12 protein-coding genes and 2 pseudogenes are annotated in these 21,186 nt (G+C 71.9%); 8 read left to right on the plus strand and 6 right to left on the minus strand.

The window, feature by feature from the left end:
- Nucleotides 1-13 precede the first annotated feature (13 nt).
- The gene (locus ACWEPL_RS11660; protein WP_452435995.1) at nucleotides 14-3,979 is read right to left on the minus strand and encodes a metallophosphoesterase; all 3,966 of its coding nucleotides are present in this window, start codon (nucleotides 3,977-3,979) and stop codon (nucleotides 14-16) included.
- Nucleotides 3,980-4,216: 237 nt separating this feature from the next.
- Here ACWEPL_RS11660 and ACWEPL_RS11665 point away from each other — a divergent pair.
- Nucleotides 4,217-5,071: pseudogene (locus ACWEPL_RS11665) on the plus strand (RNA polymerase sigma-70 factor); the annotation flags it as partial.
- Between the two features lie 18 nt (nucleotides 5,072-5,089).
- Here the strand turns inward: ACWEPL_RS11665 and ACWEPL_RS11670 are convergent.
- Together ACWEPL_RS11670 and ACWEPL_RS11675 are read right to left on the minus strand one after the other, a co-directional pair.
- Nucleotides 5,090-6,328, minus strand: a complete 1,239-nt coding sequence (locus ACWEPL_RS11670) for a YbfB/YjiJ family MFS transporter (protein ID WP_452435996.1) — start codon at nucleotides 6,326-6,328, stop codon at nucleotides 5,090-5,092.
- 52 nt (nucleotides 6,329-6,380) lie between these two features.
- Nucleotides 6,381-7,088, minus strand: coding sequence for an SDR family NAD(P)-dependent oxidoreductase (locus ACWEPL_RS11675; RefSeq protein WP_452435997.1), 708 nt, complete (start codon nucleotides 7,086-7,088; stop codon nucleotides 6,381-6,383).
- 187 nt (nucleotides 7,089-7,275) lie between these two features.
- Here ACWEPL_RS11675 and ACWEPL_RS11680 point away from each other — a divergent pair, with 187 nt between their 5' ends.
- On the plus strand, nucleotides 7,276-8,196 hold the full coding sequence (locus tag ACWEPL_RS11680; RefSeq protein ID WP_452435998.1) for a LysR family transcriptional regulator: 921 nt from the start codon (nucleotides 7,276-7,278) through the stop codon (nucleotides 8,194-8,196).
- Between the two features lie 79 nt (nucleotides 8,197-8,275).
- Here the strand turns inward: ACWEPL_RS11680 and ACWEPL_RS11685 are convergent.
- Together ACWEPL_RS11685 and ACWEPL_RS11690 are read right to left on the minus strand one after the other, a co-directional pair.
- Nucleotides 8,276-8,680 (minus strand): annotated as a pseudogene (locus tag ACWEPL_RS11685) (DinB family protein); the annotation flags it as partial.
- A 28-nt stretch (nucleotides 8,681-8,708) separates the two neighbouring features.
- Complete coding sequence (locus ACWEPL_RS11690; RefSeq protein ID WP_452435999.1) at nucleotides 8,709-9,575, minus strand: hypothetical protein; 867 nt, start codon at nucleotides 9,573-9,575, stop codon at nucleotides 8,709-8,711.
- 139 nt (nucleotides 9,576-9,714) lie between these two features.
- Between ACWEPL_RS11690 and ACWEPL_RS11695 the strand changes: the two genes are divergently transcribed.
- From ACWEPL_RS11695 to ACWEPL_RS11715, 5 genes are all read left to right on the plus strand, one after another.
- Nucleotides 9,715-11,082 carry a sensor histidine kinase gene (locus ACWEPL_RS11695; RefSeq protein ID WP_363980966.1) on the plus strand — a complete coding sequence of 456 codons (1,368 nt, stop codon included), beginning with the start codon at nucleotides 9,715-9,717 and terminating at the stop codon, nucleotides 11,080-11,082.
- 156 nt (nucleotides 11,083-11,238) lie between these two features.
- Nucleotides 11,239-13,065 (plus strand): trypsin-like peptidase domain-containing protein, encoded by a 1,827-nt coding sequence (locus tag ACWEPL_RS11700; RefSeq protein ID WP_452436000.1) that lies wholly within the window; start codon nucleotides 11,239-11,241, stop codon nucleotides 13,063-13,065.
- Nucleotides 13,066-13,116: 51 nt separating this feature from the next.
- Entirely contained in the window at nucleotides 13,117-13,743 is a 627-nt protein-coding gene (locus ACWEPL_RS11705) for a substrate-binding domain-containing protein (RefSeq protein ID WP_452436001.1), read from the plus strand.
- 86 nt (nucleotides 13,744-13,829) lie between these two features.
- Nucleotides 13,830-14,996: an acyl-CoA dehydrogenase family protein gene (locus tag ACWEPL_RS11710; RefSeq protein WP_452436002.1), complete on the plus strand. Its 1,167-nt coding sequence runs from the start codon at nucleotides 13,830-13,832 to the stop codon at nucleotides 14,994-14,996.
- Nucleotides 14,997-15,081: 85 nt separating this feature from the next.
- Nucleotides 15,082-16,527, plus strand: a complete 1,446-nt coding sequence (locus tag ACWEPL_RS11715; RefSeq protein WP_452436003.1) for an OmpA family protein — start codon at nucleotides 15,082-15,084, stop codon at nucleotides 16,525-16,527.
- A gap of 94 nt (nucleotides 16,528-16,621) precedes the next feature.
- Here the strand turns inward: ACWEPL_RS11715 and ACWEPL_RS11720 are convergent, their stop codons facing one another.
- Nucleotides 16,622-19,711, minus strand: a complete 3,090-nt coding sequence (locus ACWEPL_RS11720) for an AfsR/SARP family transcriptional regulator (protein WP_452436004.1) — start codon at nucleotides 19,709-19,711, stop codon at nucleotides 16,622-16,624.
- A 75-nt stretch (nucleotides 19,712-19,786) separates the two neighbouring features.
- Between ACWEPL_RS11720 and ACWEPL_RS11725 the strand changes: the two genes are divergently transcribed.
- Nucleotides 19,787-21,151 (plus strand): FAD-binding oxidoreductase, encoded by a 1,365-nt coding sequence (locus ACWEPL_RS11725; RefSeq protein ID WP_452436005.1) that lies wholly within the window; start codon nucleotides 19,787-19,789, stop codon nucleotides 21,149-21,151.
- The last annotated feature ends 35 nt before the right edge of the window (nucleotides 21,152-21,186 follow it).

The raw sequence follows: 21,186 nt of genomic DNA on the forward strand, positions 1-21,186 counted from the left end.
GGCGGGGATCGAGTTAGCGGTTGAACCAGTGGTACATGGGCGAGTCCGGTCCCCACGTGCCGGGGCGGCCGTGCTCGTCCTTGGTGACGAAGACGCTCGGCTCGGAGGCGGTCACACCGCCGCCGGTGGAGCGCGCGGTGACGAACCAGGCGTAGGCCGTGTCGTCCTTGAGTCGCTTCCAGGTCACCGAGGCGACCTGGCCCGAGGTGACCGTGCTCTTACCGATGACCCGCGTGGGCTTGTAGATCGCCAGCGAGTCGGTCTGGAAGGTCGTCGTACGGGAGGTGAGGTCGACCGGCAGCACCATGTTGTCCTCGAGCCCGTTGTAGCGGCGCAGCGGGTCGTACTCGTTGGCGCCGAACTCGTTGAGCAGCGGGGAGTAGGTGTCCACGCTCAGCTCCGACCGCTTGACGTTGAACTGCAGCATGCGGAAGAAGCTCGCGCCGAACTGGAGCTGGTCCTGCGGGTTGTAGCCGCCGATCGCGGTCAGCCCGAGCCGGTCGGCCGAGACCGTGTAGAACTGGTAGTCCGCCAGGAGCTCGACGACGCCGTTGCCGACCTGGCCCACCTTCGGCTTCACGTTGGTGCCCACGCCGTGCTCGTGACCGGCGAGGATGAGGAAGACGTTGGCGTTCTTCTCGACCACCGTCTTGTACAGCATCGAGCCGTCGGGAGCCGAGAAGCCGGCGCCACGGCCGTCCGGGTTCGTGCTCGGCACGAGGTAGTCGTGCGAGAGCAGGATGCCGTTGCGGTTGGGGAACTTCTTGAAGACGGAGTCGGCCCACTCGGCTTCCTCCCTCGTCACGCCGTACGACAGGCCGACCACGACGAAGTCGAGCCCGCCCGCGGAGAACAGGTCGTAGTGGTTCTGGTTGTCGCCTTCCTTCCACGGCCCGCCGTACTTGGCGTGCTGCCAGCCCTGCGACGCGCCCTGGTACCGGCCGGGACCGTAGTACTTGTTGTAGATCGCCTCCGGCCCGTTCTCGGTACCGGACTGGTTGTCGTGGTTGCCGGCGATCACGCCGTTCGGGATGCCCGCGTCGTCCAGCACCTTCTGCTGCTTCGAGGACACCTCCATCTCGCCGACGACCTGCTGCTGCGTGGCCTCGTCGGCGGGCTTGCGGATGTTGTTCTCGATGATGTCGCCGGTGTGCGCGACGTACGAGATCTTGCGCTGGTCCTTGTTGTCCCTGATCCAGTTGACGATGCCGGCGTAGGCGGACTCCCACACCGCGCGCTCTTCGGCGGTCTCCTGCTCCACCGCACCCTCGGAGATGTACTGGGTGTCGGTGAAGTGGACGATCGAGAAGTCGTACGAGGAGGGGTCGGCGAAGCCGTTCGGGTCGCCGGGGTCGATGTCGTCGGCGAACGGGTCCTCACCCGTCACCATGACGTGGACCTGCTGCCTGTCGATGTAGTCGTCGTCGACGACGGCCGTGAGCACGGTCTTGCCCTCGGCGGCGCCGCGGGCGCTCGTCAGCAGTTCCCACGCCTTGGACTTGGTGTTCCACGCCCGCAGCCCCGCCAGGCGCTCGGGGTCGATGGCGCCCTCCCAGCGCAGGACCGGGGAGTCCACGTGACCCTGCACCTCGACGTCGTACCGCTGGTAGACGAGGTCCTGCCCGGAGGGCGCGTCCAGCGTCTTGCCGTCGGCGGGCTCGAGCCCGTCGGCCTTGACGCGCTTCTCGCCCGGCACCCGCAGGGTCGTCGGGAGAGTCTGGGCCGTGCCCTGGTAGGCCTGCTCCGGGGTGAGGATCTTCGCCTCGTTGAACGTGGCCGTCACCTGCCCGCCGTCGGGCTCGGCCACCTTCGCCGAGAGCGTGACGGGGTCCGACACGTCGGTGGCCCCCCGCGCCGGGCTCAGCTCCGCCGGCGCGTCCGGGATGCCCGCGGACTCGAACACGACCTCGCGGGTCGTGGTGTTGCCGAGCCCGTCGGCGCCGGTCACGGCCAGGGTGTGCTTGCCGGCGCGCAGCCCCGGGCCCACCTGGGCGCCCAGCTCGATCGGCTGGCCGTCGAGCTTGACGTCCGGCCCGGACACGACGCCGGAGGCGTCCTCCAGCTTGACGTCCAGCACGACCGAGGCGGTGAGCTTCTCACCCTCGGCCGGGACGCTCTTGGCGACCTTCGGCGCCGAGTTGTCGGTGATCAGGGTGCGGGTGGCGACCTCGCCGGTGGCCGACTCGGCGGCGAGCTTGTGCTTGCCGTCCTTGACGGCGGTGGTGTCGAGGTCCGCGCGCAGGCCGCGGGCCGGGGCCTCCACCAGGAACTCGAGGTCGATCTCGGTGAGCGGGTTCACGTTGTCACCGCAGTTGCCGTCGCCCATGCTGTACGAGGTCTTCAGCAGCTGCCCGGTCGCCGTGCCCTGCGCCGGGGTGAGCGCGATGTTCGAGATCGCGAAGTCGTCGCGGTTGCTGCCGCACGAGGTCGGGAAGGTGCCGGCCACGAAGTCGATCGTGTTCCAGCCGGGCACCAGGAACTCGTTCGGGATCGTGAAGTCGACGCGCTTGCTGACGAAGTCGCCGTCGAGCACGATCTTCTGGCCGTTGACGAGCAGGAAGTTCTGGTAGCGCGCCTCGATCGAGTTGCTGCCCACGTTGAAGCTGAAGGTCGCCTGGCCCGAGCCGAGCGTCTCGATGACCGGCACCGCCGGAGCGTCGATCTTGTAGCGCAGCTCGGCCTCGCGCAGGAGGGTCTGGCTGCTGCCGCAGGTGCCGTCGCCCATCTCGTACGACGGCTTGAGGTCCTGGCCGGTCACGGTGGCGCCGTCGAGGGTGAGCTCGAGGTTCGTGATCGTGAAGTCGTCGCGGTTGTTGCCGCAGGTTTCCTTGGCGTCGCCGGTGACGACCTTGATCGTGTTGTCGCCGGGCACCAGGAACTTGGCCGGCACCGCGATGGTCACGCGCCGGCTCGCCCAGGTGCCGCCCAGGTCGATGCGCTTGCCGTTGACGAGGAGGAAGTTGTCGTACTTGTCCTCGATCCCGTCCGCGCCCACGTCGAAGCTGAGCATCGCGGCGCCGTTGCCCAGGGTGGGCTTCGTGACGGGCTTCTCGCCGTCCACGGTGAGAGACTTGACGCCGCCCGCGCTGTTCGCCGGGACGTTCGCGAAGACCGGCTTGGTGCCCGCCACGAGCGTGCCGTCCGTCGGCAGCAGGCGCGGCGCCCCGGCCGGGGCGTTGTTCACGGTCACGGTGTTCTTGACGGTCACGCCGGCCGCGGTCGTGGCGGTGATGGTGTGCTCGCCGTTGGACAGCGTCGCGGTGTCCAGGTCCGCGGCGAGGCCCGTGGTGCCCTGCGGGTCGCCCTGGACGAAGAACTTGAGCGTGGCCCGCTTGAGCAGCGTGGTGTTCGTGCCGCAGCTGCCGTCGCCGAAGGAGAGCGTGTACGGGTTGTCCTCGCCGTCCGCGACCTCGCCGAGGAGTTCGAGGCCCACGTCGGACAGCACGAAGTCGTCGTAGTTCGTGCCGCACGAGGACGGGATCGCGCCGACGACGATCTCGACGGTGTTCTCTCCCTTGACGAGACGCTCGTTCGGGATGTCGATGCTCGCGCGCTCGTTGACGAAGTTGCCGATTTCGCTGCGGTACTCGCCGTTGACGAGCACGTAGCTGTGGTACTGCGCCTCCGTCGAGTTCGAGCCCACGTCGAAGCGGAGCTTGGAGACGCCCACCGTACGGGTGGCGTTGAGCGCGGTGTCGTCGACCGCGAGCTTGGTGACGCTGTCACCGGCCGCGGTCGGGACCGCCGCGACCTTGGCCGTTCCCTCCAGGTACGAGCCGCCGGCGGGGGTGAGCGTCGGAGGGCTCGGGACGGCGGTGGTCGTCGGCGTGGGGCTGGGCCGGCCCTTGTCCTGTTCCGCCGCCCCCGGGTCGGCGTACGCGGCCGTGACGAAGCTGCTCACCAGCAGCGTCGCGATCGAGGCGGCCAGGGCGAAACGCGCCCGGCCCCCTAAACCGCCCAGTGACTTACGTGCTGCCATTGGCAGTCCCTTCTTATGTGCATAAGGAGCCCATAAAGCGGCATGCTCCCGGGCGGACACATTGGAGCGCACGAGTGAACGTTGTGCATAGAGGGGCTGAAGGGACGATAAACGGTTGCGTGATTCTGGTCATCCGTCACAAATAGGTCTCAATAGGCTCGTACCGGAACATTGGGATGTCACACGCCGGCCCTCTCAGGGGCTCTAAGAGCAGCAGTCACACGCAGAGGGGGATCCATGAAGTCCGATGTCACCCAGGTGTTCGCCGCCCATCGCGAACTGCTGTTCTCCATCGTCTACAACATGCTGGGCAGCGTCACCGACGCCGAGGACGTGCTGCAGGAGACCTGGCTGGCGTGGTCGTCCAAGGATCCGGACGAGATCGGCCATCCGCGCGCCTACCTCGTACGCGTCGCGGTGAACCAGGCGCTCGCCCACCAGAGCGCGCTGCGCCGGCGCCGCGAGACCTACGTCGGGCCCTGGCTGCCCGAACCTCTCGTCACCTCCCCCGACGCCGCCGACCAGGCCGTACGGACCGACACGCTCTCGCTAGCGCTGCTGGTGGTGCTGGAGACGCTCACCCCGCTGGAGCGGGCGGTGTTCATCCTGCACGAGGTCTTCGCCTACGCCCACACCGAGATCGCCGCCATGATCGGCCGCAACCCCGCCGCGGTGCGGCAGCTCGCCCACCGCGCCCGCGAGCACGTCCAGGCCCGCCGCCCCCGTACCCAGGTCGCCCCGGGCCTCCAGCGGCAGGTGACCGAGCGGTTCGTGGCCGCGGCCTTCGGCGGCGACCTGGAAGGGCTGATGGAGCTCCTGGCGCCGGACGTGACACTGTGGGCCGACGGCGGCGGCAAGTCGAACGCCGGCGGCCCGCGCCCCATCCGCGGCCGCGACAACGTCTCCCGCGTGCTCGTCTCCCGCGCCGCCCAGCCCCTCGACGGGCTGGACATCCAGTACCGCCAGGTCAACGGCGATCCCTGCGCGGTGCTGTTCGTGGAGAACGCCCCGTACGCCGTCATGGTCGTGGACATGACGCCCGACGGCTCCCAGATCCAGGACGTCTACACCGTCAGCAACCCCGACAAGCTCACCCACGTCCCCTGGCCCTCACGGGCTTCCCTGGTGACGGACGGCGAGGACGCGGCGGGGCAGCGGGCCGAGGTGATGGGGGAAGCGGTGGCGCAGCACGCCGGTCGCGGCGGCGGCCAGCACGACGAGGGCCGCGCCGACGAGCAGCGCCGGGTGGTAGCCCCGGTGCAGGAGCGGCGTCACGACCAGGGGGCCGAGGATCTGTCCGATGCTGTAGCCGGTGGTGAGGATGGCGACGGCGCGCGGGATCCGCAGGTGGGAGCCGATGGCCAGGGTGAGGGTGGCGATGCCGAGGAACGTGGCGCCGAACAGGACGGCTGAGACCAGGGCGGGGACGATCCCGCCGGCCAGGGCGGGCAGCGCGATGCCGACGGCCTGCACGACGAGGGCGGCGAGGACCAGCGCCGGGCGGGACCAGATCTGGCTGAGCCATGCCCACAGGGCCGTTGAGGGCAGCGCGGCGAGCCCGACCAGAATCCAGGCGCCGCTGCCGGCCCAGCCGGGCGCGGTCTGGTCGATCGCGGCGACCAGGAACGTGCCGGCGATGATGTAACCGGTCCCTTCGAGGGTGTAGCCGGCCAGCAGCGCCCCGAACCAGCGCAGCCCGGACCCGGCTCGGGGACCGGACGGGGCGGGCGGCGGCGCCTCCGGGGATGCCGGGTCGGTGCGCAGGCCCCAGGCCGGGACCGCGAGCACGGCGGTCAGCGCGGCCGCCGTCCACCAGGCCTGCTGCCAGGTGCCGGTGGTACGCAGGACCAGCACGGCGACCCCCGACAGGGCGATCCCCGCGCCGATGCCGCCGAAGGCCCAGCCGACGAGGTGGTGCGCGTGGCCGCGCAGACCGGTGAGCATGGCGTCGGCGGCGATGACGAAGATCAGCGCGCTCGCGATCCCGGCGACCAGCCGGAGCGACGACCAGAGCGCGCCGGCGTGCGTGACCGGCATCAGGGCCGGCGTGACGATCAGGATCGCCAGGGACGGGCGCAGCGCCCGCCGGGAGGCGAAGATCCGAGGGGCGACGATCGCGGCAATCGCGCCGAGGAGATACCCGACGTAGTTGGCCGTGGCCAGCTCCGCCCCCAGCCGCGGGGACAGCCCGGCCTGCGCGTGCATCATCGGCAGGATCGGGGTGTAGGCGAACCGGCCGACACCCATGCCCGCCGCGAGCGCCGCCGCGCCCTGCCCGACGATCCGCCAGGGCCGATCCGCCCGGGTCGCCTCGCCGCCGTCCGTGCCGTGCTCTCGTACGGAGGTCAAACTTCGCCTTTCGTTCGGCCGGCGGGAGCGGACGCACCCGGTGGCGGGGGACTCAGTGACCGGCGTTCTGGCCGCCGTCGACGTGCAGGATCTCGCCGGTGACGAACGGGGCCGTCTCGAGATAGACGATCGCGTCGACGATGTCGCTTATCTCGCCCATCCGGCCCACGGGGTGCAGGCCGGCGAGGAGGTCGTAGGTCTCGGCCGGGTGCATCGGCGTACGGATGACGCCGGGCGCGACCGCGTTGACCCGGATGCCCCGGGAGGCGTACTCGATGGCCAGCGACTTGGTGACCGAGTTGAGGCCGCCCTTGGTCAGCGCCGCCAGCGCGGACGGCACGCGGCTGTCGGCCTTGTCGGCCAGGCTGGTCGTGATGTTGACCACGTGCCCGCCGCCCTGGGCGAGCATGACTTCGATGGCCCGCAGGGAGATCTCGAAGAACCCGCGCAGGTTGACCCTCGTCACCAGCTCGTAGTCCTCGTCGGTGTAGTCGGTGAACGGCTTGGACACGAAGACACCGGCGTTGTTGATCAGCGTGTCGACCCGGCCGTACGCCTCCAGCGCCTGTTCGATGACGCGCCGGCCGACGGAGGGGGCGGCGATGTCACCCGCGATGGTCCGCACCAGGGGGTCGTCGGAGGGCTCGATCGATCGGGAGTTCGCGACGACCGCGTAGCCGAGCTTGCGGTAGGCGGCCACCAGCCCCGAGCCGATACCCTGGGACGCGCCGGTGATCACCGCGACTTTGTGCGTGCTCATGGGTTTCTCTTCTCATAAGGATCGAGGCCATACGTCCCGGGCCTCGATCAGCGCGGCCGGCCGGCGAACGGGGCGGACCGGCACCGCGCGGTCATGGTTCAAGCTTGCGTCAGTCGGGCGCGATCCCGCCACGACCGGTTCACTCTCTGTTGTGAGGCTGTGCCTCCCAGCGCACTACCCTGGGCGGATGGAGCTACGCCAGCTGCGATATTTCGTCGCGGTGGCCGAGGAGCTGCACTTCGGCCGTGCCGCGGTCCGGCTGCGCATCGCCGGCCCGTCGCTCTCCCAGCAGATCAAGGCCCTGGAGCGGGACCTGGGCGTACGCCTGTTCGACCGGGACCGCCGTTCGGTGGCGCTCACCCCCTCGGGGCAGGCGCTGCTCCCCCAGGTCAGGGCGCTGCTCGAGCAGGCCGACGAGTTGCGCCGCTCCGCGGCCGGCATGGCCGCCACCGAGCCGGTCCGGCTCGGCTACGTCAGCTGGCGCCCGCCCGACCTGACCGCCCGCGTGTCCGGCGTCGCCCAACTGCACGTCGACGCGTGGGTCATGCCGTCACACACCCAGGCGGGACGGGTCGCCGACGGCAGCATCGACCTGGCCATCTGCTGGGTGCGGGCCGACGACCTGGCCGCCCACGCCCTGGAGGCCCGGCTGATCGGCGCCGACCGGCTCTTCGCGATCTCCACGGGCACCGGCACGTCCGCGGTCCCGGCCAAGGACACGTCGGTGCTGGTGGACTCCGACACCGCCACCTGGGACTCCTGGAACCGCTATGCCGAGGAGTTCGCCCGCGACACCGGTGCCCGCGTCGTGCGCATCGACGACGGCGGCATCACGGGGCCGGCCTTCTTCGACCACGTACGGCGGCTCCGCAGCCCCGTCGTCAACTCGCCGAAGGGCCAGACCGCGCCGGTGCCGCCGGACCTCGTCCAGCGCCCGGTGGTCGATCCGGCGCCGTACTGGACCTGGGCCCTGGTGTGCCGGCGCGACGAGACCCGCAAGGCCGTACGGGCCGCCGTCGAGGCGCTGACCCGGGACGTCGGCGGGCTCGGCCTGGACGCCGACACGGCCTGGCTACCGGCCGACGACCCGTTCCGCACCACCGGATGACACGGCGCCGGTCGGCGTGACACCCGGTCGGCCTGGTGATCGTGGTCAGCGTGGTGATCGTGGTGAGTGGTCGGCGTGGTCAGCGGGCTTCGAGGGTCGCGAGGTCGCGCAGCGTGTAGCGGCGGTGCTCGCACTCCTCCTCCATCACCACCCGCAGGCAACCGCCGACCGTGCGCGGCTCCTCCGGGTAGCCGGGCGCGGGTGCGCGGGTGCAGGCCCGTTCGAGCCCGGCGTCGGTGAGGCCGTCGAGGATGCCGCGCACCAGCGCCACCCGCCCGGCGCGCACCTGCGCCACCACCGCGTACGACGGGCGGGCGTCGAGGTCGATGCCGAGCGCCGCCGCGTCCTCGGCCGGGTAGCCGGAGTGGGTGAGGCCGAGCCGGTGGAACGGGTCCGGCGCGTCGAGGATCGCCCGGCCCGCCCAGGCGTCGGTGGCGAAGACGAGGTGGCGCAGCGTCTCGACGAGGGACCATTCGTCGTCGACCCGTTCGTGGCGCGCCGCTGTGCCCCTGCTACCCGCGGTCGTACAGCGGTGTCACCCCGCGCACGACGGGCAGTCCCGTGCCCGAGTCGAGCACGAGGCGGTCGCCGAGCGGACGCGTCAGCGTGACGGTGGTCGTGTCCATGTGGAGCGCCAAGTCGCAGATCCCGCCGGAGCCCTCCGCGTCAACGTCCACCACCACGAGCTTGCCGGTCTCGTACGCCCGCGCCCCGTGAACGCGGTCACAGGAGCCGTAGCCGTACTCCAGGAGCAGGTCGTGCGGCTTGCCCGCGACGAGGTCGAACCCGCTCACCTCTTCGAACTCCCCCTCCGCGGCCTGCGGCCGGGCGGTGATGGCCGAGGGGGCGACCGCCACGTACACGAACTTCGACTCGACCCCCTTGACGGTGAACTGCCACGCGGGCACCCGGATCGTGCCGCGGCTGGTCTCCAGCGTCGTCTCGCCCAGCTTGGCCCCGGTCACCCGGAGCGGGCGGCAGCCCTTGGCCGGGCACTCCTCCTCGATGAAGTCGGCGGGCCTGGTGAACTCCGCGTACGCGTCGATCGCAGTGACGAGCGGGACCTCCGAGACCGAGCCGTCCGGCCACCGCACAGGCGCGTCGGCCAAGGGGCCCGCGGGTAACTCGGCCGCGAGCTTCCACACGCTGTTTTCCGTACTTCGGGTGACCCAGGCGGGAGGGTCGGTCCAGCCGCCTCGATCCTGGAGCCCTCCGAGCAGGACGAAACCCGAACGCCAGGCGCGGTCGCCGGGCGAGCCGTCCCAGCGCGCCACCACCTCCCGGGCACGTGCCTCGAACCGGCCCGGTGAGACCCGATCGGACCAGTTGCAGGAGGTCAGGAGCAGCATCAGGCACAGGCCCGCGATCGTCCTACGCACGACTTCGTGATCACCCCCGGACGCCTAACGTAGCCGCCCACACACCGGCTAAGTGCCCCTCTTATCGGATTTGCGGGGGAATCTCCCTGAATTAGGGGCGAACGCACTCCATGTGGTCTTCTGACTACCGGGGTGTGGAGTGATCAGACGGCTGGGCCGGTCGCTGCGGATGCGGTTGGCGCTGCTCGCCAGCTTGGCCATGTTGCTGCTGAACGTCGTCGTCAGCGCGTTCGTGCTGTACGCCATCCGGAACGAGGCCGCCGACATCCGGGCGTACGACGTGGCCAGCCAGGCCCTGCGCGTGCTGCTCATGGTCAAGCGGAACGAGCTGCCCCCGACGGTGAACACCGACGGGCTCGACGGCATCCAGGTGATCGACTCGGCGGGCCGCGTGGTCTCCTCGACGTCGAACCTGGCCGGCCTGCCCCGGATCACCACGGCGATCCCCCACCGCAACACGGCCAACGACGTCGCCGAGTTCTGCGACCTGCGCGCGTTTCCCGGACGGTGCGAGCTGGTGGTCTCCATGCACGCGTACCAGCCGGACGGCGCGTGGGTCATCTATGCCTTCGCCCCGGCCGTGCCCTGGTACGTCAGCCTGAAAGTGGTCCTCTTCCAGATCTGCGTGGCGGCCCTGCTGCTGCTCCTGTCCTGGTTCGGGGTGTCGCGCGTGGTGGCCCGGACGCTCGCACCCGTCCACAACATCACGAAGAGGCTGGCCGAGATCACCGCGGGCGGAGGCGGGATACGGCTCCCCGTACCGGAGAACGTGGACGACGAGATCAGGACGCTCGCCTGGACCGGCAACCAGATGCTGGAGCGGCTGGAAGCCGCGATGAAGAAGCAGCAGGAGGCGGTGGAGCAGCAGCGCAGGTTCGCCGGGGACGCCTCGCACGACCTGCGCAGCCCGATCACGGCGATGCGCACCCAGGTCGAGGACGCGCTGCTCAACCCCGAGGACGCCGACTGGCGGGCGACGGGCGAGGCGCTGCTGGCCAGCCTGGACCGGCTCCAGGCCATCGTCACCGACCTGCTCACGCTGACCAAGCTGGACGCGGGCGCGCCGAGCTCCCGGGAGCCGGTCGACCTGTGCGAGCTGGTCGCCGCCGAGACCGGCAGGCCGCGTTCCAAGAACGTCGTCACCACGCTGCAGCCGGGCGCGGCCGTCACGGGCGACCGGCTGCAGCTGGCCCGCCTCCTGACGAACCTGCTGGACAACGCCGAGCGGCACGCCGAGTCCCAGGTCCTCGTCACCGTACGGCGGCAGGGCCGGCAGGCCGTGCTGGAGGTGCTCGACGACGGCGCCGGCATCGAGCCCGGGAAGCGCGAGACGGTCTTCCAGCGCTTCACCCGCCTGGACGCCGCGCGCAACCGCGACGCAGGCGGGACCGGGCTCGGCCTGCCCATCGCCCGCGAGATCGCGCAGGCCCACGGTGGCACGCTCACGATCGAGGACTCCGAGCGCGGCGCCCGCTTCGTCCTGCGCATCCCGGCCCTAGAGGACTGAGCATCGCGGTCCGCGAGGAGCGAGCATCCCGGTCCGCGAGGACGGCGCAAACCGGCCCGCGAGGGCTGCCCCACACCCCCAAGTCGGCTCCAAGCCACGCACAAGAGCCGGACCTCACCATTTCCGGATGTGAGCGGAAATTTCAGGACAAGATTGATGAAGATCGCCGCAGGTGCGGCGGTCGCCATGGCGGTCGCGCTGCCCGCGTTACCGGCGGCGGCCGACACGCCCGATGAGCGGCCCGACGTGCCCGTCGGCACCTGGCTGGCGGCGCGTACCCAGCCCGCGGTCCAGCTGACGAGCTTCACCTACACCGGCACCGTCGCCGTGCCGACCAGCACGATCAACCAGACCGCGTTCAACCGGCTCGTGGAGCAGGCCACCGCCACCGTGGCGTCCGGCAAGATCTCCTCGGACGAGCGCAGCATCGCCAAGTGGCTGTTCCAGCAGATCGCGGCCGACGTGGACACCTACCTCGCCTCGACCACCCCGGAGCGTACGGTCGAAGCCGAGGTCGGCGGCCTGTGCACCGGCTGGTGGGTCACCCCCGACGGGTACATGGTCACCGGGGCGCACTGCGTCCAGGTCGGCGAGACCGAGCTGAGCCAGCTGTTCGCGCGGCAGGCGCTGGCGAAGTTCAACCAGCAGGACGCCAAGGAGATCATCAGCGGGCTGCGGGGTCTGGAGGCCGACGAGGAGATCGTCAAGCTCGCGCAGCAGATCTACGTCACGTTCAACACCAACCACATGCAGCTCCGCAACCTGAAGCAGAGCCTGTCGGTGGTCCAGAGCCTGCCCGGCGGCGGCGTGGACAAGACGGCCAAGCCGGTCCCGGCCGAGCTGGTGTCGGTGGGCGAGAGCTACCCGGGCAAGGACTTCGCGCTGCTCAAGGTCAACGGCCAGCAGAACCTGCCCACCGTGCCGCTCGGCGACGACTCCGACGTGCGTACCGGTGACACGCTCTACATCAGCGGGTTCCCCGGCCTGGTCACCAATACGCCGTTCTTCAGCCTGGAATCCAAGCTGGAGCCGGCGCTGACCGAGGGCCCGTACAACGCCAAGCGCACCACCCAGACCGGCGTGCCGTACATCCAGACCCAGGCGCCCTCCTACCACGGCAACTCCGGCGGCCCGGTGTTCAGCAAGGACGGCAAGGTCATCGGCATGCTGATCGCCGGCACGGTGAGCGAGAACGGCGAGGCGTCGGAGAGCGAGAGCTTCGTCCTGCCGGTGGGCATCATCAAGGAGAAGCTCGGCGAGAAGAACATCAAGCCCGCCCAGACCACCACGACGACCCGCTACAACGAGGCGCTCAACGACTTCTTCCGGCACCACTACTCGGACTCGCTGCCGAAGTTCCGCGAGGTCCAGGCGCTGTTCCCGAACCACCCGTACGTGGCCAAGTACATCAGCGACGCGCAGCAGGCGATCTCCGCGGGCAAGGACGAGTCGCCCAAGCCGATCCTGCTGTGGGTGCTGATCGGGGCCGGCGTGCTGGTCGCCGCGGTGATCGTCGCGGTCCTGGCCAAGGTCCTCCGCGGCCGCGGGCGCCGGCGCCGCCACTCCGAGCCGTCCTTCGTCCAGCCCCCGCCCGGCGCGGTGCAGCCTCCGTCGTGGCGGCAGCTCCCCGCGGGCCAGGCGCCGCCCCCGGCGCAGGGCGCCTATGGGCAGGCGGCGTACGGGCAAGCGGCGTACGGGCAGGGCGCCGACGGGTACGGCCCCGTCGCGTACAACGCCGGCGGCTACGGCGCCGCACCGTACGGGTCGGCCCCTGACCACGCCAACCCCCAGTACGGGTCGGCCCCGGACCACGGCAACTCCCCGTACGGGTCGGCTCCAGACCACGGCAACCCCCACTACGGACCAGGCCCGTACGGGTACCCCGCGCCCCCGCACGGCCAGGCCCAGCCGCACTCGGGTGAGCAGACCCGCGCCGTCCGCTACGGCCAGTTCACGCCGCCGCCGAACGACCGGCCCTCCTAGTCCTGGATTCGCCTTGCCCGCCCTTCCATACTGGGGGCGACGCCCGGGGACATGACTGCCGTCGATGCCGGGCGGGATCCCGCTCGTGCCCGTGAACGCGAAGACCCGCTGAACCTGCCGGACACCCCTGTGACCAGCGTCGGCGCCACCAACTTCGCCGGCGGCATGTCCGCTACCCGCCATCTGCTGGACCTCGGGCACCGTCGCATCGCCTACCTCGGCGGCATCACCGACGCGGCCTGCAACCAGGCGCGCATGCACGGCTACCGCGCCGCGATGGAAGCCGCGGGTGTGCCCGTGCCCGCCGAATACGTCCGTACGTCGGGCTTCCGCTATCCCGACGGGGAGACGGGCGGAGCCGCACTGCTCGACCTGCGGCTCCCGCCGACGGCCATCTTCGCCGCCAGCGACGGGAGCGCCCTCGGCGCCATGCAGGCCGCCAGGGCCCGGGGCCTGCGCGTCCCGGAGGACCTCAGCGTGGTCGGCTTCGACGACACCGAGGTCGCGGTCATGACCTCGCCGCAGCTGACCACCGTACGCCAGCCGCTGCGCGAGATGGGCGGCATCGCCCTGCGCACGGCCCTGCGCCTGGCCGCCGGCGAGAAGATCGAGTCCCGCCACATCGAGCTCGCCACCGAGCTGATCGTCCGCGGATCGAGCCGGGCGGCCGGCCCATGAGGTTGCGCGGCGGCTCTGGACAATGCACCGCATACGTGATCTGACGGAGTAAGAGCGCCGACGATCGCGAACAGGAGTACCTGGACATGAGCGACACGCCGCGACTGCACACCGCGGGCAACACCCTGCTGGAGCGAGCCCGCGCGCTGCGCCCGCTGATCGAGCGCGACGCGGACCAGGCCGAGGAGCAGGGCAGACTCTCCACCTCCGTCGTGGACGCCCTACACGAGGCAGGACTTTTCGGGATATGGGTGCCGGTGCCGCTCGGCGGCGCCGAGCTGTCGCCCAGCGAGCTGATGGCCGTCCTCGGAGAGCTCTCCTACGCCGACCCCTCGACGGGCTGGGTGGTCATGGCCACCTGCCTGGAGAACGGCACGGCCGGCGCCTACCTGGGCGACGAGGCCGTCGAACGCATCTTCAAGGGCCCCCGGATGCCGCTCTTCGCGGGCCAGGGCACCCGTCCGGGCATCGCCGTCCCCGAGGACGGGGGCTTCCGCCTCAGCGGGCAGTGGAGCTTCGCCTCCGCCATGCTGCACTCCCAGTACGTCCACAGCCTGGGCGCCATCGAGGGCACCGACGAGGTCCGGATCTTCATCACCCCGATCGAGGACGTCAAGCCGCTCGGCAACTGGGACGTCCTGGGCCTGCGCGCGACCGGCAGCATCGACTACTCCATGGACGACGTCTTCGTACCGGAGTCGCAGTCGCACGTCTTCGACACGAACGAGCCCCTGCGCGGCGGCGCCATCTACCGGCTCGGCCTGGTCGACCAGGCGCTGATCTGCCACTCCGCCTGGGCGCTCGGCGTCGGCCGCCGGCTGCTGGACGAGCTGAGCCGCTACGCCGTGGCACGGGCCGGGCGGACCGGGCAGATCGCCGGCAGCGACGCCTTCCACACCGACTTCGCCCGTGCCGAGGCGAAGTTCCGCGCCGCGGCGGCCCTGGTGCGCGAGACGTGGGACGACGTGGAACGCACCCTCGACTCGGGCCGGACGCTCGACGTACGGCAGGAGACGATGGTGCGGCTCGCGCTCAACCACATCACGTCGACGATCACCGAGGTCTCCCACTTCGTCTACGCGTCGGGCGGCACCTCGGCGCTGCGCGACGGGCTGATCCAGCGGCTGTTCAGGGACGTCCACGCCGGCGCCGCGCACATCACCTCGGGCCCGCAACTGCTCCGGGAGTGCGGCCGCGAACTGGCCGGCCTGGCCGCGGGCGAGTCCTGGGCACTGTTCGGCCTGGAGCCATAAGCCGGCCTGGAGCCATAAGAGCGCCGTCCCGCGGTGAGACTCCGGTGAAATGTCCGTGGAACGCCGTGCTCCCAGGCTGGTCCGCATGCCAATGACTGACATGACCAGGAGCGCGGCCTGCGGGGCGGCGCTCGTGCTCGCCCTTTCCGCCTGCGGTGCGCTGGGACGGCCGGCTCAGCCCGCGGCCTCGGTGAAGGCTCCCGACGCCCCGGCGCAGGACCGGCCCGAGGACCCGCCGGAGGAGACGCCCTCTCCGGAGGACTCTCCCGCGCGGCCGGAGTCGCCCTCGGAAGGCGTGGTCGCCGGTCCCACCTCGTCCGCCCTGCCGGTCGAGGGCCGGAACCTGCGCCTGGTCAGGTCCGGCGAGAACGAGCTGGCGCTGCAGTTCGAGCTCTTCAACGGCACGGACGACGAGATCTCGCTCGGCACGCTCGGCCTCGACAGCCGCGAGCAGCTGATCACCCTGGTGGACCTGCCCCGTGGCACCGCCTACGGCCTGATCGGCAGCTCGGGCCCGGACGGGCGGATCAGCGCGGACGTCGACATCGAGCCGGGCGGGTCGGCTCCGGTGACGGCGGTCTTCGCGGAGCCGCCCAAGGAGGCCACCGAGATGCTCGTCGTGCTCAACGGCCTGCTCCCGGTGACCGTGCCGATCACGGACGCCGAACCGGCCGACGACCCCGCCCTGCGCGGCCCGCACAACAAGCTCCAGGTCGGTCCGCTGGTGTGCAAGACGACGGGCGGCACGCGTGAGGCGTTCCGGCTGCCCAGCGACGTGCTGTTCGAGTTCGGCAGCTCCAAGCTGTCACCGTCGGCCAAGTCCGCCATCGAGGCGCTGCGCGGCCGGGTCTCCGCCTCGTCCGGATCGGTGACCGTGGACGGGCACACCGACGCGATCGGGGGCACCTCCGACAACCAGACGCTGTCGCAGGAACGCGCCGCGGCCGTCAGCCAGGTGCTGCGTCCTTCTCTCGGCGACGGCTTCGCGTACCGGACGAAGGGGCACGGCGAGGGCGAGCCCGTGGCGCCCAACACCAAGCCCGACGGCAGCGACGACCCGGACGGGCGGGCGCAGAACCGGCGGGTCGAGGTGCAGATCGACAGCGACACCACCGTGCGGGCCCCGGAGACGGGCACCGACCTGACCGACGCGGGGCTCCAGGTGCGGGTGGAGAGCGTACGGCGGCTGTCGGGCTACCTCCTGGCGAGCGTCAAGGTCACCAACCCCGGGTCGGAGGCCGCGTCCCTGGAGTACGAGAACCACTTCACGCCCAAGGAGCTCACCTCGGGCCAGCTGTCGATCGCGGCTCAGAACGGCCGGCAGGAGCTGTGCGGCTTCGCCGAGCCCACGTACTTCGACTTCGTCGGCACGATGAGCGCCTCCTTCGCGCCGGGCAAGCTCGACACGGTGCCCGCGGGCGCCGAGGTGACGCTGTGGGGGCTCTTCCCGGCGCCGAGCACGAACGTCCCGTCGGTGAAGGTCCAGGTCGGCGGCTACGACCAGGCACTCCCGGCTGAAGTGGCGAGCTGACCCCGCACGCTTCCTGGCCGAGGTCGCGAGCTGACCCCGCACGCGTCCCCAACCGAGGTCGCGGCGAGCTGAGTCCGGGCGTTTCGCGGGCCGGTCATGGTGTGGCGAGCGCGGCTCTGACCTCCTCCAGGCGGGCGGCGTAGCGGGGCCAGCCGAAGCCCGAGGCGGTGTAGGCGGCGGCCGTCGCCTCCGCCAGCACGCCGGCCCGCCGCCGGTCCCGGCCCGCGAGCGCCAGCGCCGCCGACACGGCCCGGGCCGCGAGCCAGGGCGTGCTGTGTTCGGCCGACTCGGCGTAGACCTCGTCCAGCAGCGCCGCCGCCTCGCCGAGCTCCTCGCGCCGGATGAGCACGTCGGCCAGGTCGATGTGCGCCATGCTCGCCCCGGAGCCGTCGGTGACCGCGTAGCCGACGGCCGTGCGCATATGGGCTTCCGCCCGGGTCAGCTCCCCCTCGGCCATGGCGACGGCGCCCCTGATCAGCTCGTTGAGCGGGAGGATCTGGCGGTCGTCCAGCCGCGCGGCGTAGTGGTCGGACTCGGTGGCGCACGCCAGCGCCTCCTTGAGGTGGCCCATGCCCAGCAGCGCCTGCGCCTGGTTGCTGAGACCGCGCGCCAGCCCGTGCTCGTCGCCGGTCTCCAGGTCGAAGGCGTTGGCGGTGACGTAGCGCTGGAGCGCCTGCTCGGCATCGCCCGAATAGAGGTGGAGCGTGCCGAGCGCGTCGGCGAAGGCGGACACCCGCTGCGTGTGGGAGACGCTCTCGGCCAGCTCCAGGCCCTGGAGCAGCGGCGGGAGCGCCTCGCGCAGGCGGCCGCGTTCGATCTCCACGATGCCGCGGTAGTAGAGGACGTTCATGGTCACCATGTCGTCCGACGCGATCTCGGCCAGCTCGGCGGCCCTCGTCAGGAGCTCGGCCGCGGCGTCGAACTTGCCGACCATGGTGGAGACGAAGGCGTGGTCGCTCAGCGCGGTCGCCTGCTCGGTCGGCGTACTGCCCGGCGCGTCGGCCAGGGCCGAGAAATGCCGCTCGGCCTCGCCGTACCAGCCGCGGATCAGCCACGGCGTGTGCAGTTCGAGCGCCAGCCGCAGGCCGTCGGCCGCCCGCTCGGTGCCGGGGGCGCGCTCCAGCGCGTCGAGCAGGTTGGGCCACTCCGCGAACACGGCCGACACCTCCTCCGCCGCGAGGAAGTCGGTCGGCGCGCCGATCCGGCGGACGAACGCGACGCACCAGCCCAGATGGGCGGCCAGCGCGCCCTCCGTCTCCCCTGCGGCGAGCAGCTTCGCCCGCGCGTAGTCGCGTACGGTCTCCAGCAGCCCGAACCGCCGCCCGCCCCCGGACGTCTCCACGGTGACCAGGCTCCGGTCCGCCAGCTCGGCCAGCGCGGGCGCGACGTCCCCGACGGTCACACCCTCTCCAACGGCGTCACCCGGCACGGCCGGCACGACGTGTTCGGCGGCCTCCAGGTCGAAGCCGCCGCTGAACACCGACACCCGCCGCAGCACCAGCCGTTCCCGCTCGGCCAGCAGGTCGTGGCTCCAGTCGAGGGCGGCGCGCAGGCTCGTGTGCCGGCCGCCCGCGGTGCGTCCGCCGCCCACCAGCAGGCGCAGCCGGTCCTCGACCCGTGCGGCCAGTTGCGCCACGGTGAGCGTACGGGTCAGACCGGCGGCCAGCTCGATCCCCAGCGGCAGCCGGTCCACGGCGGCGCAGATCGCCGCGACGGCGGCGGGTTCGGCGCCGACCTGGTCGGGGGCGCAGCGCTGGGTGAACAGCGTCGCCGCCGCGTGCGCGGGCAGCGGTCCGACCCGGTTGAGCTCCTCCCCCGCCGCCAGCAGCGGGAGCTGCGAGGTGACCAGCACGGCCAGCCCGTCGGTACGGCCCAGCAGCCCCATGACCAGCTCGGCCACCTGGTCCACGAGGTGCTCGGCGTTGTCGAGCACCAGCAGCCCGCCGTCCAGGCGCGCGGCCAGCTCCGGCAGGGGATCGTCGGACTCCGACTCCAGCCCCACGGCCGCCGTCACCGCCGCGCGCACCGCCCCCTCCCGGTGTAACGGCGCCAGCTCCACCAGGGTCACCGCCCTGGGCTCCGCCGCCGGGGCCTGGGCCACGGCCTTGGCCGCCTCGATGGCGAGCCGCGACTTGCCGCTGCCCGGCCCGCCTGTGAGCGTGACGAGCCCCGGCCGCGCGAGCCGTCTCACCAGCGCCGCCAGCTCGCCGTCCCGGCCGACGAAGCTCGTCGCGGGGCCCGGCAGGCGTACCCGGGAGCGAGCCTGATCCGGGGCGGGCGACTCCACAGGGGGCGGCCCCGACGACCCGACCGAGAGCAGGGACGGCTCCGCGACGGAGAGCAGGGACGGCTCCTGCCCGGATGCGATCACGCCTTGCGCCGGGGCGGTGTTCGTGAGCTGCAGGGACGGATCCTGGCGGAGGATCCGCAGCTCCAGCGCCGCCGTCTCCGGGACCGGGTCGACGCCGAGCGCGTCGGCCAGCCTGCGGCGGAGCCTGGCCAGCCGGTCGAGCGCGTCGGCCTGCCTGCCGGTGCGGTAGAGGGTCAGCGCGAGCAGGCAGGACACCCGCTCGTGCAGCGGATGCTCGTCCGCCAGCCGCTCCAGCTCCGCGCTCACCTCGGCCGCCGCGCCGAGGGCGAGGTCGGCGGTGAGCCGCTGCACCATCAGGTCCAGCCGCCACGCCTCCAGCCGCTCACCCTCCAGCTCGGCATAGGGGATCGCCCGCAGATCCGCCAGCGCGCTGCCGCGCCAGAGCCCGAGCGCCTGCGCCGCCGAGCCCCGGGCGCCCGCGTGGTCACCGGACCTGGCCGCCGCGTGCGCACGTTCGGCGGCGGACCGGGCCTTGACCAGGTCGGCGGCGTGGGCGTCGAGCGCGTAGCCGCCGGGCGTCCTGACCAGGGGTGAGGCCTGCCGCGACCGGCCCGCGCCCTGCCGGGGGGCGGCGGGGAGGGCGGCGCGCAGGCGGGAGACGAGGACCCGCAGGCGTTCGGTGGGACGGGCCAGCTCCGCCTCCCCCCACAGGTCGGCGGCCAGCCGCGCGTCGGGAACCGGAGACCCGCCCGCGAGCGCGAGCCGGGTCAGCAGCGCGCGCTCAAGGAGGCGATCCACCACGATCGTCGCGTCTCCGGCACGGACGGTGACCGGTCCGAGCACGAGGACGTCCAGGCCGGGGAGGGAGGGCATGGCGGAATTATCTCAGCGAATTCCGTGAGACGCCCGTGAAACGGGGGTGCAAGGTCATCCGCTCAGGCTGGCCTCATGACACACGACATCACGGACCTGCGAGCCACCGTACAAGGAGAGGTCCTCACCCCGCGGGACGCCGGCTACGAGGACGCCCGGGCCCTGCACAACAGCATGATCAGCCGCAGGCCGGCCGCGATCGTGCGGGTCAGCGGCACCGCCGACGTCGTCAGGACGCTGTCCTACGCACGCGAGCACGCCCTGGAGGTCAGCGTGCGCGGCGGCGGGCACGGGGTGGCCGGGCACGCGCTCGGCGGCGACCTCGTGATCGACCTGTCGGCGCTGCGCGGCGTCACCGTGGACGCGGCCGCCCGGACGGCCGTCGTTCAGGCGGGTGCGATCTGGGGCGAGGTCGACCAGGCCACGCAGGCGCACGGCCTGGCCGTGCCCGGCGGCCGGATCAGCCACACCGGCGTCGCCGGGCTCACCCTCGGGGGCGGCGAGGGCTGGCTGTCCGCGAAGTACGGGCTGAGCTGCGACAACCTGATCGCCGTCGAGCTCGTCACCGCCGACGGCCGGGTGGTCGTCGCCGACGACGAGAGCGAGCCCGAGCTGATGTGGGCGCTGCGCGGCGGGGGCGGCAACTTCGGCGTGGTCACGTCGTTCACCTTCCGGCTGCACCCGCTGGGCCCGCTGGTGCTCGGCGGCATGCTCGGTTACCGGGTGTCCGACGCGCCCGCCGTACTGGAGGCCCTGGACCGGCTGCACTCGGCCGGGCACGACGACTTCGCCCCCGCGGCGGTCTTCCTGACGGCGCCACCGGCGCCGTTCGTGCCCGGGCACGTGGTGGGGCGGCCGATCCTCGCGATCGCACCCGTCTGGCTCGGCGACCCGGAGGCGGGGGCCGAGGTGATCCGGCCGCTGTTCGAGGCGGCGACGCCGCTGTTCGACGCGGTCCAGCCGATGCCGTACCTGGCGCTGCAGTCGATGCTGGACGACGGCTCGCAGCCGGGGCGACGCAACAGGTGGTCGGCGGAGTTCGTGCCCGGCCTGGAGCCGAGCCTGATCTCCGACCTGCAGGACGCCGCGACCGCCGCGCCGAGCCCGCTGTCGCAGCTGATCGTCTCGCCGCTGCCGGAGGCGGTCAGGACGGCGCCGGACTCCGCCTTCCCCAGCCGCCACGGCGGGCGCTGGCTGGTGCACCCCGTCGGCGTCTGGGTGGATCCCGGCGACGACCCCGCCAACCTCGCCTGGGTGGAGGAGGTGACCTCGGCGATCAGGAAGCACGGGGTCACCGGCTCCTACCTGAACCTGGAGCAGGCCGACGACGACCGGGTGCGCTGGGCGATGGGTGTGCGCAGGTATCGCCGGCTGCAGCAGGTGAAGGCGGCCTGGGACCCCGGGGACGTGTTCCGCCACTGCGCCCACGTCAGTCCCTGAGGAAGTCCCTGAGGAGCCCGGCACCCGCCCGGACG

Source organism: Nonomuraea sp. NPDC004186, assembly GCF_053603495.1.

Coding starts and splice junctions, on each gene's coding strand:
- ACWEPL_RS11660 (WP_452435995.1), bottom strand. CDS start 3,979: ATGGCAGCACGTAAGTCACTGGGCGGTTTAGGGGGCCGGGCGCGTTTC.
- ACWEPL_RS11715 (WP_452436003.1), top strand. CDS start 15,082: ATGCCAATGACTGACATGACCAGGAGCGCGGCCTGCGGGGCGGCGCTC.
- ACWEPL_RS11680 (WP_452435998.1), top strand. CDS start 7,276: ATGGAGCTACGCCAGCTGCGATATTTCGTCGCGGTGGCCGAGGAGCTG.
- ACWEPL_RS11675 (WP_452435997.1), bottom strand. CDS start 7,088: ATGAGCACGCACAAAGTCGCGGTGATCACCGGCGCGTCCCAGGGTATC.
- ACWEPL_RS11720 (WP_452436004.1), bottom strand. CDS start 19,711: ATGCCCTCCCTCCCCGGCCTGGACGTCCTCGTGCTCGGACCGGTCACC.
- ACWEPL_RS11700 (WP_452436000.1), top strand. CDS start 11,239: ATGAAGATCGCCGCAGGTGCGGCGGTCGCCATGGCGGTCGCGCTGCCC.
- ACWEPL_RS11725 (WP_452436005.1), top strand. CDS start 19,787: ATGACACACGACATCACGGACCTGCGAGCCACCGTACAAGGAGAGGTC.
- ACWEPL_RS11710 (WP_452436002.1), top strand. CDS start 13,830: ATGAGCGACACGCCGCGACTGCACACCGCGGGCAACACCCTGCTGGAG.
- ACWEPL_RS11705 (WP_452436001.1), top strand. CDS start 13,117: ATGACTGCCGTCGATGCCGGGCGGGATCCCGCTCGTGCCCGTGAACGC.